Source organism: Arthrobacter sp. NicSoilB8, from assembly GCF_019977355.1.
In the GTDB taxonomy this organism is placed as follows: Bacteria; Actinomycetota; Actinomycetes; order Actinomycetales; family Micrococcaceae; genus Arthrobacter.
The window spans coordinates 1,615,342-1,628,817 of the sequence record NZ_AP024655.1 but is presented as its reverse complement, the minus strand read 5'-3'; the positions used below and the strand labels follow the sequence as shown (position 1 = coordinate 1,628,817).

General features: G+C 66.9%; 11 protein-coding genes. 2 read left to right on the top strand and 9 right to left on the bottom strand.

Going from position 1 to position 13,476, the window contains the following annotated elements; all coding sequences use genetic code 11:
• Positions 1–68 precede the first annotated feature (68 nt).
• Positions 69–1,187 carry a histidinol-phosphate transaminase gene (locus LDO15_RS07280; RefSeq protein ID WP_223985449.1) on the bottom strand — a complete coding sequence of 373 codons (1,119 nt, stop codon included), beginning with the start codon at positions 1,185–1,187 and terminating at the stop codon, positions 69–71.
• Between the two features lie 68 nt (positions 1,188–1,255).
• A complete protein-coding gene (locus tag LDO15_RS07275; RefSeq protein ID WP_223987172.1) occupies positions 1,256–1,561 on the bottom strand; it encodes a LysM peptidoglycan-binding domain-containing protein in 306 nt (101 codons plus the stop codon).
• Positions 1,562–2,046: 485 nt separating this feature from the next.
• Here LDO15_RS07275 and lexA point away from each other — a divergent pair, with 485 nt between their 5' ends.
• Entirely contained in the window at positions 2,047–2,796 is a 750-nt protein-coding gene (gene lexA, locus LDO15_RS07270) for a transcriptional repressor LexA (protein ID WP_223985448.1), read from the top strand.
• 185 nt (positions 2,797–2,981) lie between these two features.
• On the opposite strand, the gene LDO15_RS07265 is transcribed toward lexA, so the two are convergent.
• Both LDO15_RS07265 and hflX read right to left on the bottom strand, forming a co-directional pair.
• Positions 2,982–5,114 carry an ATP-dependent DNA helicase gene (locus tag LDO15_RS07265; RefSeq protein WP_276572945.1) on the bottom strand — a complete coding sequence of 711 codons (2,133 nt, stop codon included), beginning with the start codon at positions 5,112–5,114 and terminating at the stop codon, positions 2,982–2,984.
• Positions 5,107–6,711 (bottom strand): GTPase HflX, encoded by a 1,605-nt coding sequence (hflX, locus tag LDO15_RS07260; protein WP_223985447.1) that lies wholly within the window; start codon positions 6,709–6,711, stop codon positions 5,107–5,109. Before hflX ends, LDO15_RS07265 begins: the two co-directional genes overlap by 8 nt.
• A 556-nt stretch (positions 6,712–7,267) precedes the next feature.
• On the opposite strand from hflX, the gene LDO15_RS07255 reads away from it, so the two are divergent.
• Complete coding sequence (locus LDO15_RS07255; protein ID WP_223985446.1) at positions 7,268–7,882, top strand: methyltransferase; 615 nt, start codon at positions 7,268–7,270, stop codon at positions 7,880–7,882.
• On the opposite strand, the gene dapF is transcribed toward LDO15_RS07255, so the two are convergent.
• The 5 genes from dapF to recA form a co-directional block, all read right to left on the bottom strand.
• Positions 7,863–8,816 carry a diaminopimelate epimerase gene (gene dapF, locus LDO15_RS07250; RefSeq protein WP_223985444.1) on the bottom strand — a complete coding sequence of 318 codons (954 nt, stop codon included), beginning with the start codon at positions 8,814–8,816 and terminating at the stop codon, positions 7,863–7,865. The genes LDO15_RS07255 and dapF overlap by 20 nt on opposite strands.
• Positions 8,817–8,867: 51 nt before the next feature.
• Positions 8,868–9,818, bottom strand: coding sequence for a tRNA (adenosine(37)-N6)-dimethylallyltransferase MiaA (miaA, locus tag LDO15_RS07245; RefSeq protein WP_223985442.1), 951 nt, complete (start codon positions 9,816–9,818; stop codon positions 8,868–8,870).
• A gap of 4 nt (positions 9,819–9,822) precedes the next feature.
• Complete coding sequence (gene miaB / locus LDO15_RS07240; protein WP_263428380.1) at positions 9,823–11,292, bottom strand: tRNA (N6-isopentenyl adenosine(37)-C2)-methylthiotransferase MiaB; 1,470 nt, start codon at positions 11,290–11,292, stop codon at positions 9,823–9,825.
• A 289-nt stretch (positions 11,293–11,581) separates the two neighbouring features.
• Entirely contained in the window at positions 11,582–12,094 is a 513-nt protein-coding gene (locus tag LDO15_RS07235) for a regulatory protein RecX (RefSeq protein WP_223987166.1), read from the bottom strand.
• Between the two features lie 211 nt (positions 12,095–12,305).
• On the bottom strand, positions 12,306–13,358 hold the full coding sequence (gene recA, locus LDO15_RS07230) for a recombinase RecA (protein ID WP_091249847.1): 1,053 nt from the start codon (positions 13,356–13,358) through the stop codon (positions 12,306–12,308).
• Between the last annotated feature and the right edge of the window lie 118 nt (positions 13,359–13,476).

The following is a 13,476-nucleotide window of genomic DNA, read 5'->3' as shown; positions in this document are numbered from 1 at the left end:
AGATGTGTCCTTTGGAAGAAGGCAGGGTGCTGGGCTGTCTGGCGGGGCGCTCTGGCTCCCCGTCAAGTCTAGGCCTGCAGTTTTGCGGGGCTGGTCAGGATGCGTTCAAGGGTTTCAAGGAAGGCTGTGGTTTCCGTCTCAGTGCCGGCGGTCACGCGAAGGTGCCCCGGGATGCCGACGTCGCGAATGAGGACTCCGGCATCCAGCAGGCCCTGCCAGACTTCGTGCGGGTTCTCCAGTCCGCCAAAGAACACGTAGTTCGAATCCGACGCGGCCGGCGTGAGGCCCAGCCGGGTCAGTTCGGACACGATCCTGTCGCGCTGGCGCTTGATGTCCTCGACGTCCGCCATGAGCGCCGTCCGGTGCTGCAGGGCAGCCAGGGCCGTCGCCTGGGTAATGGCGGACAAGTGGTACGGGAGACGGACCAGGCGCAGGGCGTCGGCAACTTCCGGAGCCGCGGCCATGTACCCGAGCCGCGCGCCGGCGAGGGCGAAGGCCTTGCTCATGGTGCGCGAGACGATGAGCCGTTCCCGGCCGGGCAGCAGTGTGAGCGCACTCGGCGTTCCGTCGTGGGCGAACTCGTGGTAGGCCTCGTCGACAATCACGACGGTCTGGCTGGCCTCGCCCGCGTCATAGACGGCCTCGACGACATCAAGTCCGAGACCCGTGCCGGTGGGGTTGTTCGGGGAGCAGAGGAAGACGATGTTCGGCTGAAGTTCCCGGACCTGCCGGGCTGCCGATTCCGCGCTGAGTCCGTAGTCTGCCGCCCGGGCCCCGACGATGTACCCCGTATCCGTGCCGGAGGCCAGCAGCGGGTACATCGAGTAGGTGGGAGGGAAACCGAGAGCGGTCCGGCCGGGGCCGCCGAATGCCTGGAGGATTTGCTGGAGGACCTCGTTGGAACCGTTCGCGGCCCAGATGTTCTCCGCGTCGAGACCGTGGCCGAGGTACTCGGCGAGGGCTTCACGCAATTGCGTGAACTCGCGGTCCGGGTACCGGTTCAGGCCGGCAGCGGCCGCGCTGACTGCTTCAGTAATGGCCGCGCGGACATCGGCCGGAACCCCGTGAGTGTTCTCGTTGACGTTGAGCAGGATGGGGACGTCCAGCTGGGGCGCGCCATAAGGCCGCAGGCCGCGGAGATTGGTTCGAAGGGGCAGTCGGTTGAGGCGCTCAAGCTGGTCAGTCACGTGACCAGTTTAAGTGGTAGCTCGACGGGCCCTGAAACTGTGACGCCTGCGGCAGTACTTACGGGATGCTATTTGGACGGGACAAACAGCTGCTGGCCCGGCATCACGCGCGCAGCATCGAGATTGTTCAGCTGCACGATGTCGGCCACGACGTCGCGGGGATCGCGCTCGGGTGCCACAGACCCCGCAATGGCCCAGAGCGACTCCCCCGGCTGCACCGTCACGGAAACGGTGGGTGTCACGGAGAGCTGGTCCGCCGAATCCGCCGCCTTCGCGGGAGCGTTGAGGAACCCGCTAAACGACAGGATGAACGCCGCCAGCAGGATCAGCGGGACGCCGAAGAAGACGAAGCGCCCACGCCGCGTGAGCCGCATCGGCGGCTGCTTTGGCTGCCGCACCTGCTGCGACCGGGCGGCGGAAGACGCGGCCCCGTAACGACGTGCATTGCCGTGCTGTTCCGTGACGCCGTGAACAAAAGTGCCGTGAAACGCGCTTGCTGCTGACATGAACTGAGCCCTCCTGGACCATACGGTGCCGCCCGGCGTACTCCACGTACTCGCCGCCAACCGGCCAAACCTTCGAACATAGAACCGAACTGTGCAGTCAGTAAGTGAAACTTCGTATCGAACACATATTCGAATGTTGCTTGTTCTGTTTTAGCACTTAGTAACGAACGATGTCGAGACTCGCTAGAACAAATGTTTGAAAAAGCTCTCCGGCTGGCCTACTTTTGAGGGAAGGAACAACCACTGTGAACTCGTTCATAGGCAGTTGATCAGGAGGGTCTGACATTTCAGGCCGGAAGTTCCCGGCGGCAGCAGCCACGGCCACCGGGTGGAACGGAAAGGCGTTGGCGAACATGGCAACTCAAGCCACCGGCGGCAGGGCCACCTCACGGAGCGCCCAGCCCGCACGGACCCCCAAGAGCCTCACCGTCCGGCAGAAGAAAATCCTGGAGACCATCCAGCGCTCCGTCACGGACAACGGCTACCCGCCGTCCATGCGGGAAATCGGCGACACGGTCGGACTCGCCAGCCTGTCGAGTGTGACCCACCAGCTCTCCCAGCTTGAAAAACTTGGCTACCTGCGCCGCGACCCCAAGCGCCCGCGGGCCATGGAAGTGCTCATGCCACTGACCCTGGATGAGGGGACCACATCCATTTCGGGAGTCGAGAAGTCGAGCGGCCTCCGCGCCGTCGGCGGCCTCTCCGTCACCGAACTCGCCAGCGCCACCGACACGGCCATGGTGCCGTTCGTCGGACGCATCGCGGCCGGCGGGCCAATCCTCGCCGACCAGGTGGTGGAGGACGTCATGCCCCTGCCGCGCCAGCTCGTGGGCCACGGCGAACTCTTCATGCTCAAGGTGGCCGGCGACTCGATGATCGATGCCGCCATCTGCGACGGCGACTGGGTGGTTGTCCGCCGCCAGGGCGACGCCGTGAACGGTGACATCGTTGCCGCCCTGCTCGATGACGAGGCCACGGTCAAGACGTTCCGCCAGCGCGACGGCCACACCTGGCTGCTGCCGCAGAACACCCAGTACGAGCCCATCCTCGGCGATCACGCCGTGATCATGGGCAAGGTCGTCTCGGTACTCCGCTCCCTGTAGCCACCACACTCCCTGCAGCCACCACGGACCACATGGCCGATCCGGGTGCTCCGGCCCCCGGCCCTGCCCTAGTGCCGGCCCCGGTCCTGACTCCGGCCCCGCCGGAGTCCTAGTCCTGGCCGGAGTTCTAGTCCTGGCCGGAGTCCTTCGCGAGGCCCGGTCCTGACTCCGGCCCCGCCGGAGTTCTAGTCCTGGCCGGAGTCCTTCGCGAGGCGCTGCAGGGCGGCCACGGCTATCGCAGGGTCGGTGGTGGGCCAGAAGGGCGGAAGCGCTGCGCGGAGGAATCCGCCGTAGCGCTCCGTGGACAGCCGCGAATCCAGCACCGCCACAACACCCTTGTCCGACGTCGAGCGGATCAGCCGTCCGGCCCCCTGCGCGAGGCGGATCGCGGCGTGCGTCGCCGAGACGGACATGAAGCCGTTGCCGCCGGCCTGGGCCACTGCCCGAGAGCGTGCCGTCATGAGCGGATCATCCGGCCGGGGGAACGGAATCCGGTCAATGACCACCAGGCGGCAGGACACCCCGGGAACGTCCACGCCCTGCCACAGTGACATAGTGCCGAACAAGCACGTGTCCGGCTCATCTGCGAACTGCCGCACGAGCGCCGTCATGCTCGACTCCCCCTGGCACAGGATGCTGACGTCCAGCCGGGGCCGCATGGCCTCGGCCGCCTCCTCCGCCGCACGCCGCGAAGAAAACAGGCACAGGGCACCGCCGCCCGAGGCGCGGATCAGCTTCTCGAGTTCGTCCAAGGCCTCGGGGGATGTCCCGCGGCCGGGCTTGGGCAAGTGCCGGGCGACGTAGAGGATGCCCTGCTTGGGATAGTCGAAGGGGGATCCCACGTCGACGCCGGTCCAGCTCGGGGCACCGCTGCCGACGAGGCCGAGGCCTCCGGCGGCAGGCTCGAATGCCGCTCCGATGGCCAGCGTGGCCGAGGTCAGGATCACGGTGTGGTCCGCGAACAGTCCCTCACGCAAACGCCCCGCGACGCTCAACGGGGCAACATTGATCAGGGCCGGCGCGCTCTCGTCCGGCGGGGAGTAGCCCTGCGCCGGGTCGAAGCTGCTGTTGCGGGAGAACCAGACAACTTCGCGGTTTTCGCGCGCGGCCAGGAGGCGTTCGCAGAGTTCCAGAATGACCATCAGGCGTGACCGGGCGAGCTGGCGTCCGCCGTCGGCCGGCGTGGAGCTGTCCCCCTTGGAATCGGACAGCGCGGCGCGGCAGGCGTCGCGCAACTGGTCGATGCAGTCCAGCTGTTCGGTGTTCAGGCCGTTGGGCATCAACCCGCTGGGTACGCCGTCAATGGCCAGTTCCAGGTGCGAGGCGGCATTGTTCAAAGCGTCCACGGTGATGCCCGTGTGCTTCCGGGCTCCGGAGGCGGCGGCGTGCACCATCGCCACGGAGAGCTGGCCGGAGACCGCTCCCGTGACGCGGTCCTGGAGTTCGTGCGCCTCGTCCACCACTACGACGTCGTACTCGGGCAGGACCGCCAAGCCTTCGAAGGCGCTGACGGCGAGCATGGCATGGTTGGTGACGACGACGTCGGCGTCGGCGGCATTTTGCCGCGCCAGTTCGCTGAAGCACTCGGCCGCGAGCGGGCACTTCTGGGCTCCGAGGCACTCCATGGAGGTGACCGAGACCTGGCGCCAGGCGCGGTCCGTGACACCCGGCATGAGCTCGTCCCGGTCCCCCGTCGCCGTCTCCTCGGCCCATTCACGCAGGCGGACTACCTCCTTGCCGAGCTGGGAGGACGGGCCGCCGAGCGCGGCGGCGAAGTGCGGCACGGACGTGTCCTCACCGAGGGAGAACAGCTGCCCCTCCGATGGTTCCTCGGACGGGAAGCCGCCTTCGAGCTTGTGCCGGCACACATAGTTGGCCCGCCCCTTCACCAGGGCGACCTTGACGGGCCGTTCCAGCGCCGGCGTGATGGCCTTGAGCAGCCTGGGCAGGTCGCGGCCGACAATCTGCGTCTGCAGTGCCAGGGTGGCCGTGGAGACCAAGGTGGGCTTGTCGCTGGTCAGCGAATGGGCGATCAGCGGTATCAGGTAGGCCAAGGACTTGCCGGTGCCGGTGCCGGCCTGGACCAGCAGGTGGTCGCCGCTGTCGATTGCGCGCGCCACCTGCCGGGCCATTTCGTGCTGGCCGTCGCGGCTCTGGCCGCCCATGCCGGACACGGCACGGTCGAGCAGTTCAACCACGAACTCCTCGCCGGCCGCGCCTCCGACCCGGTCGTCTGCAGATTCAGCGTCCGCGTCGGTTTCGGCAGATTCAGCGTCCTCAGACGAAGCGTCAGCCTTGTTCACCGCCGCCTCAGTCATTGCTGATGAAGGGATCCAGTTCAGCGGCGAGTCCTTCGCGCACCATCACCACGGCACGGGTTCCGGTTTCCTCGTGGTCCAGGCTCAGGATCTCGGCGTCGGTCTCGTGGAGCTTGTTCAGCAGATCCCCGCGGTTGTAAGGGATCAGCAGTTCAAGCTTCACGCCGGGCCGCGGAATGCCGTCGCTGATGGCCTTGAGCAGTTCCGGGATGCCTTCACCCGTGCGGGCCGAGACCACCACGTGGCGCGGTTCGCGCTGCTTGAGCCGTTCGAGGACGAACGGATCGGCGGCGTCGGCTTTATTCAGGACAATGATCTCCGGAACCTTGCGGGCGTCGACTTCGCTGAAGACCGTACGGACTGCGGCGATCTGGCCTTCGGGGTCGGGGTGCGATGCGTCCACGACGTGCAGGATCAGGTCCGAGTCGGCCACTTCCTCCAGGGTGGAGCGGAACGCTTCCACGAGCTGGGTGGGCAACGAGCGGACAAATCCCACGGTGTCCGCAAGGGTGTAGCCCAGGCCGTCGGCGGTTTCGGCCTTGCGAACTGTGGGGTCCAGGGTGGCGAACAGGGCGTTCTCCACCAGCACCCCGGCGTCGGTCAGCCGGTTCAGCAACGAGGACTTCCCCGCGTTGGTGTAGCCGGCGATCGCCACTGACGGCACCGCATTGCGACGGCGGTTGGCGCGCTTCGTTTCCCGGGCGGGCTTCATGGCGGCGATTTCACGCCGCAGCTTGGCCATCCGGGTGCGGATCCGGCGGCGGTCCAGTTCGATCTTCGTCTCACCAGGACCACGCGAACCCATGCCGGCGCCGGCGCCACCCACCTGGCCACCGGCCTGGCGGGACATCGACTCACCCCAGCCACGCAGGCGCGGGAGCAGGTATTCCAGCTGGGCCAGTTCCACCTGGGCCTTGCCTTCGCGGCTCTTGGCATGCTGCGCGAAGATGTCCAGGATCAGCGCCGTGCGGTCGATGACCTTGACCTTGACGATGTCCTCCAAGCCACGTCGCTGGGACGGTGCCAGTTCGGCGTCGACCACGACGGTATCGGCACCCGTGGACATCACGATGGCCTTGAGTTCCTGGGCCTTGCCGGAACCGAGGAAGGTTCCGGGATCGGGCTTGGCCCGACGCTGGACGAGCCCGTCGAGAACTTCCGAGCCGGCGGTCTCAGCCAGGGCCGCAAGTTCACGCAGCGAATTCTCGGCATCGGCGAGAGTACCTTCGCTCCAGAGTCCGGCCAGGACAACTCGCTCCAGACGCAACTGCCGGTATTCGACCTCGGTGACGTCTTCGAGTTCGGTGGACAGGCCGGCCTTGCGGCGCAGCGCGTGGCGCTCCTCGAGATCCTGCTGGTCGCCGTCGAAGTTGGTGTACACCTCATCCAGGCGGGAGATGGCTTGTGCTTTGCCGAGCACCGCGTTGGCGCCGCCGGCGCTCCCGGCGGCTGCGGCGTTGGCACCGGTTCCGGAGCTGCGGCCGGTGCTCGGGGCGGGGGTGTCCTTGGAGAGGATCCGGTCGATTACAGCCTGGATCTCCTCAGGACTCATGTCCTGGGCGGCTGAATCGGGTCCGGTGTTGGGCTGGCTGGTCATGGTCTCCTTTAAAGGTTCGGCTATTTCAGAATAGTGCCGATTGTTGCTCTGTGGGACGGTATTCGCGCTGGGCTGACGGCGAGGGGTCATGCAGGCCTCCTGGAGTGCCCGCAGCAACGGTGCCTGGGGCAGGTGAGCTCCGTGCGGAGCGGTGGCTGGGTGAAAAGGAGAGGCGACAGAATGCGCCCGGCTGTGGGGAACACAGTGAGGTAATTGCCGTCCGCTGAGCCGGACCCGGAAGCGGGCCGAATACGGTGTCAACGAAATGCGTGCCAAAGAAAAGCGGCTGGATTCCAAGTGATTCGGGCGCCGGCGGGTGAACATACTCACCCTTGCGATGGCGCACGGAGCGGAAGGCGGTTACCTGCGTCGCTGCGGGAACGGGATCAAGCCCGTGCCGGCTACTTGAAATTCAAGATCATGTATTTAAGCCTAACAGACGGCGATGCTCCCTGGCCGCACCGTTGGCCGGGGCCGCCTCAACCGTTCGCGGAGCCCTTTCCGGGTCCGCACCCGGTTTCCCATTCGGGCGGCCCGCCAACTAATCTGGCCCATTATGGAGTCTGCACACTATTTCAGCGCCCAGCCCGCCGGGCCCTTCACCCGCAAGCCGCTCATTGTGGATCTTGCCGGTGAGACGCGCCGGTTGCAGACGTCCTCAGGGATCTTCAGCCCGGACGGGATCGACAAGGGAACCGCCGTGTTGCTCGCCGACGTCCCGGCCCCGGCTCCGCAGGGCAACCTGCTCGATATCGGCTGCGGCTGGGGACCGATCGCCCTGACCATGGCCCTGCGTGCACCGCATGCCCGGGTCTATGCGGTGGACGTGAATGAACGCTGCGTGACGCTGACCAATGAAAACGCCGCACTATTGGGACTGAGCAATATCACCGCCAGCACACCGGAGGCCGTGGACCCGGAACTGCGTTTTGACACCATCTGGTCCAACCCGCCGATCCGGATCGGCAAGGACGAGCTTCATGCCCTCCTGCGCCTGTGGATTCCCCGGCTGGCGCCGGGCGGATCAGCCTGGCTTGTGGTCCAGAAGAACCTCGGCTCGGACTCGCTGCAGCGCTGGCTGGCAGCGGAGCTGGACCCCAGCTTCACCGTGACCCGGGAGAGCACTGCCAAGTCCTTCCGGATCCTTCGGGTCAGGAAAGCGTCCCACTAGCGACGATCACGGCCGGGCCGCTGAGTTCGACGTGCTCGTGCCCTTCCGGGCCCAGGAAGAACTTCACTCCGACGACGCCGCCGGGAACGTGAACGTTCCACGCATCCGGTGCGTCCTGGCCGGCCCAGTGGCGGATCGCGACGGCGGCGGCGCACGCGCCGGTGCCGCATGACTGGGTCTCCCCCACTCCCCGCTCGTGGACCCGCATGGTGATGGTGCCCGTGCCGTCGTGGACCAGCGGTTCGGACGGCACAACAAATTCGACGTTGGTGCCGTGCGGCGGCGTCGGATCCACCCGGGGGGCCGTGAACAGCTGGGTGGCCTCAAGTTCGGCCATCTCGGCCAGCGCCACGACCGTGTGCGGGTTGCCCATGCTGACGGACAGTGCCGGCCTGGCCACCTCGAGCCCCTCGGCGCTGACGAGCGAATCCATCGCCCGCGCGGTTGCCTCGCCGGGAAAAATGAACTCCCACGGGCCCATGTCGACGGCATAGCCAGCGGCCGTCCGGACGATCGTCTTCGCCCCGCCCCGGGTGCCAATGACGAGGGACTCACCGGCCGGAAGGTCCACCAGGCCTTCGGCAATGAGGAAGTGCACAAAGACGCGGACGCCGTTGCCGCACATCTCGGACAATGAGCCGTCGCCATTGCGGTAGTCCATGAACCACTCGGCAGCGGGGTGCGCGGTCAACAACTCCTGGCCCTCGGGCAGGAGCCGGGAGGGCACCGCGCGGATCAGGCCGTCGCCGCCGATCCCCCGGTGGCGGTCGCAGAGCGCCGCGACGTGCTCGGGGCTCAGCGAGAGGGTGCCGTTGGGGTCGGCGATCAGGACAAAATCGTTGCCCGTTCCATGGCCCTTTGAAAACTTCAGGCCGCTGAGGGCTGCGGTATCGCCGGCGGTACGCTCAGCTGCTACGGATTCGGTGTGGTCCATGCTCCAAGGTTACCGTTCCGCCCGCACCGCTCCGGAACCGTGACCGGGCCGCTACGCCACCGGCAGAACCGGCGGGGTCCGGCACAGTACGGCGGCCCGGGCCGCCAGGTCCGGATCCTGCCAGTCGAGCCAGTGGACCCGGGGATCGGCGCGGAACCAGGTCAGCTGGCGGCGTGCGAACTGCCGGGTGGCGATGATCGTCTCGTCCGTTGCCTGCGCCAGGCTGGAACCGCCGTCGAGGACCCGGAGGAACTGCGCATAGCCCAGGGCCCGCGGCGCCGTCTTGCCGTGACGCAGCCCTGCGGCGTCCAGCCGGCGCACTTCCTCCAGAAGCCCCTTGGCCACCATCGCCTCGACACGGCGCGCCAGTCTCTCCCGTAGCAGCTCCCGGTCCACGTCGAGTCCGATCTGGACGGCAGGCTGGAAGTACTCACGGGCGGGCATGAAGGAGCTGAACGGCCGGCCGGTGAGTTCGAAGACCTCCAGGGCGCGGATGATCCGCCTGGCATCGCCGAGCCTGCCCGCCGATACGGGGTCCACGGCCTCCAGCCGTTCCCGCAACGCTCCGGGACCTGCTGTCTCAAGCTCCATTTCCAACCGGCGGCGGATCTCCGGATCCGTGCCGGGAAACTCCAGGATATCCAGCGCCGCGCGGACGTAGAGTCCGGAACCGCCAGCCAGGATGGCCCGTTTCCCCCGGCCGTGGATGTCGCCAATTAGGGCGCGGGCCTGCTGCTGGAAGGCCGAGACGCTTGCTTCCTCCGTAACCTCCAGAATGTCCAGGAGGTGATGCGGGACCCCCCGACGTTCGGCGTCGGTGATTTTGGCGGTGCCGATGTCCATGCCGCGGTAGAACTGCATGGAATCGGCGTTGATGACTTCGCCGTCGAGCTCCAGCGCGAGCGAGACGGCGAGATCGGACTTGCCGGAGCCGGTGGGTCCGACGACGGCGATCACCGGCGGCGTAGCCCCCGCCGGCGCACTCTGGTGCGGGCTTGGCACGGCGCTAGCGGCCGCGGACCGGGAGGCTGGGCATGCCCAGCGACACACCTGCCTTGCCCGACGCACTGGTCTTGCCTGCCGGGCCAGAACCGCACGAGTCTGCCTGGGAACGGTCCCAGGCGTCGCCGGCGCGGGACCGGCGCAGGCTGTAGTCTTCCGCGGATGCGGGGTCGGCGACGAGGTGGAACGCAGCGGCCTCCGTGATGGTGACAGTCACGAGATCGCCGGGACGGGGAACTTCGGCGCCGGCGGGTACGGAGAAGTGCACCAGGCGCTGATCCTGGGACCGGCCGGAGAGGCGATGGGTTTCCTCGGCTTTGCGGCCCGACCGGGCAGTCACCATGACCTCGACGCGGCGGCCCAACTGGCGGGCGTTTTCCTCCGCCGCAATCCGGTCCTGGAGGGCCGTGAGGCGCTCAAAGCGCTCCTGGACCACGGCTTTGGGGAGCTGGTCCGGCAGGTCCGCAGCCGGGGTGCCGGGCCGCTTGGAGTACTGGAAGGTGAAGGCGGTGGCGAACCGGGACTTCTCAACGACGTCGAGCGTGGCCTGGAAGTCTTCCTTGGTCTCGCCGGGGAACCCGACAATGATGTCGGTGGAGATCGCCGCGTGCGGAATCTTCTCCCGTACCTTGTCCAGGATGCCAAGGAACTTGGTGGAGCGGTAGGAGCGCTTCATGTCCTTCAGGACCTTGTCCGAGCCGGACTGCAGCGGCATGTGCAGCTGCGGCATGACGTTGGGGGTCTCGGCCATGGCGTCGATGACGTCGTCGGTGAAAGCTGCCGGGTGCGGGCTGGTGAATCGGACGCGCTCCAGGCCCGGGATTTGCCCGCATGCGCGCAGGAGCTTCGAGAACGCCTGCCGGTCGCCGAACTCGACGCCGTAGGAATTCACGTTCTGCCCCAGCAGGGTCACTTCGATGGCGCCGTCGTCCACGAGGGCCTGGATTTCGGCCAGGATTTCGCCGGGGCGGCGGTCCTTTTCCTTGCCGCGCAGGGCCGGGACGATGCAGAAAGTGCACGTGTTGTTGCAGCCGACCGAGATGGACACCCAGCCCGAGTACACGGAGTCGCGCTTGGTCGGAAGCGTCGAGGGGAAGACATCGAGGGACTCGAGGATTTCCAGCTGGGCCTCGTTGTTGTGGCGGGCCCGGTCCAGCAGGGCCGGCAGGGCACCGACGTTGTGGGTGCCGAACACCGCATCCACCCACGGCGCTTTCTTGAGGATGGTCTCCCGGTCCTTTTGCGCGAGGCAACCGCCGACGGCAATCTGCATGCCGGGGTTGGCTGCCTTGACCGGGGCCAGGATCCCGAGGTTGCCATAAAGCTTGTTGTCGGCATTCTCCCGGACCGCGCAGGTGTTGAAGACCACGACGTCCGCCACTTCGCCGGCGGACGGAACATAGCCGGCGGCCTCAAGCATGCCGGCCATCCGCTCGGAATCGTGCACGTTCATTTGGCAGCCGAAGGTGCGCACCTGGTACGTGCGGGGTTGAGCCTGCCCGGCGCTGCGCTCCGCGGCGACAGCTGTGTCTGCGCCGGCTGCCGGGGAGGCTGCTGGCGGCGCTGCGGGAGACGCTGTTGGAGAAGTGGTGCCGGCCGCTGGGGAGGGAATGGTAAAACTCACTTCTTAAGGGTACCGGCTAAGGGTTGCGGCTTTGGGCTACGGGTTGGTGGCGGGACGGGTCGGTGGCAGGACGGGTCGGTGGCAGGACGGCGCGGGCACCGGGTGGGTGCGCTTCGTCCCGGGACGCGGCACGGCCGGCTTAACCCCCGGCATCGGCAAGACCATCCTCGTCCCCGGCCCCTGCGCTGCCGGCGACGGCGTCGAGCACCTCGCCGACGATGCGGAAGGCCAGTGAGGGCGGGTAGCCCTTGCGGGCAAGCATTGACGCGAGGCGCCGCGTGACCTTGTCGCGCTCGGCGCGGTCTTCCTCGCCGGTGAAGCCGCGCAGCTTTCGTTCCACGAGTTCACGGGCGGCCGCTTCTTCGTCGGCGTCGCTGAGCTGGTCCAGCGCGCCGGCAGCAGTGTCAGGGTCGATACCCTTATCCGCAAGTTCACGCCGCAGGGCCGCCTTGGCGAGCTTGCGCGTTTGGGACCTGCTGCGGACCCACATGTCGGCGAATTCGGCGTCGTCAACCAGCCGCACTTCCTCGAAGCGGTCCAATACTGCCTCGGCCACGTCCTCGGGAACATTGCGTTCGGCGAGCTTGCGCGCGAGCTGAAGCCGGCTCTTGGGCGAAGCCGTCAGCTGCCGCAAGACAATGGCGCGGGCCACCGCGGCGGGATCCGCGTCCGGATCGAGTTCCGGGGATGGTGCCCCTGAACCGCGCGAACCCGAACCGCGCGAATTCGAGCCACGTGAATTCGAGCCGCGTGAACTGCGCGACCCCTGTGAACTGTGCCGGGATGCCCCGGCACCCGGGTCGGCATCGCCGCCCGGGCCAGGGCTCCACTGCTGGAACCCTGCCCCGGCGTCTGCTCCGGCGTTAGAAGCCGTCAACGGCCTTCAGCTTCGGTGATTCCTCGGTCTCGGCCGGGGCCTTCACGCCGACACCGAGCTTTTCCTTGATCAGGCGCTCAAGTTCGGCCGCCAGCTCCGGGTTGTCCCGCAGGAACCGGCGGGAGTTCTCCATGCCCTGGCCCAGCTGATCGCCATCGTAGGTGAACCAGGAGCCCGACTTCTTGATCAGGCCGTGCTCGACACCCATGTCGATAATGCCGCCCTCACGGGAAATGCCCTGGCCGTAAATGATGTCGAACTCGGCGATTTTGAAGGGCGGGGCCATTTTGTTCTTGACGATCTTGGCCTTGGTGCGGTTGCCGACCGAGTCCGCGCCCTCCTTGAGGGTCTGGATCCGGCGGACGTCGATGCGGATTGAGGCGTAGAACTTCAGCGCCTTACCACCAGTGGTGGTTTCCGGGGAGCCGAAGAAGACGCCGATCTTTTCGCGCAACTGGTTAATGAAGATGGCCGTGGTTTTGGTCTGGCTCAGGCGGCCGGTGATCTTCCGGAGGGCCTGGCTCATCAAGCGGGCCTGCAGGCCGACGTGGCTGTCGCCCATGTCGCCTTCGATTTCCGCGCGGGGAACGAGCGCGGCGACTGAGTCGATGACGATGACGTCAAGGGAGCCGGAGCCGATGAGCATGTCCATGATTTCCAGGGCCTGCTCGCCGGTGTCGGGCTGGGAGACCAGAAGCGCATCGGTGTCGACGCCCAGCTTGGCGGCGTACTCCGGATCCAGGGCGTGTTCGGCGTCGATGAAGGCGGCGATGCCGCCCAGGCGCTGGGCGTTGGCAACGGCGTGCAGCGCGACCGTCGTCTTACCAGAGGACTCCGGGCCGTAGATTTCCACGACTCTGCCGCGGGGCAGTCCGCCAATGCCCAGGGCGACGTCCAGGGCGATGGAGCCGGTCGGGATGACCTCGATGGGCGCACGGACTTCGTCACCCAAACGCATGACCGAGCCCTTGCCGAACTGCTTGTCAATCTGGGCAAGCGCTGCGTCGAGCGCCTTCTGGCGATCCGGGGCTGCGGCCATGGTTCACACCTCTAATACTTTCTCGCTGTGGAGTGGCCGTGTAGGCCCTTCGTCTGTCATCACTGACGCTACCGGGGCCCTCTGACAAAGTTGCCGAGGGACCCACTTATGTGGAAAA

Coding starts and splice junctions, on each gene's coding strand:
- hflX (WP_223985447.1), bottom strand. CDS start 6,711: ATGACCAGCCAGCCCAACACCGGACCCGATTCAGCCGCCCAGGACATG.
- LDO15_RS07275 (WP_223987172.1), bottom strand. CDS start 1,561: ATGCGGCTCACGCGGCGTGGGCGCTTCGTCTTCTTCGGCGTCCCGCTG.
- LDO15_RS07255 (WP_223985446.1), top strand. CDS start 7,268: ATGGAGTCTGCACACTATTTCAGCGCCCAGCCCGCCGGGCCCTTCACC.
- recA (WP_091249847.1), bottom strand. CDS start 13,358: ATGGCCGCAGCCCCGGATCGCCAGAAGGCGCTCGACGCAGCGCTTGCC.
- lexA (WP_223985448.1), top strand. CDS start 2,047: ATGGCAACTCAAGCCACCGGCGGCAGGGCCACCTCACGGAGCGCCCAG.
- dapF (WP_223985444.1), bottom strand. CDS start 8,816: ATGGACCACACCGAATCCGTAGCAGCTGAGCGTACCGCCGGCGATACC.
- LDO15_RS07265 (WP_276572945.1), bottom strand. CDS start 5,114: ATGACTGAGGCGGCGGTGAACAAGGCTGACGCTTCGTCTGAGGACGCT.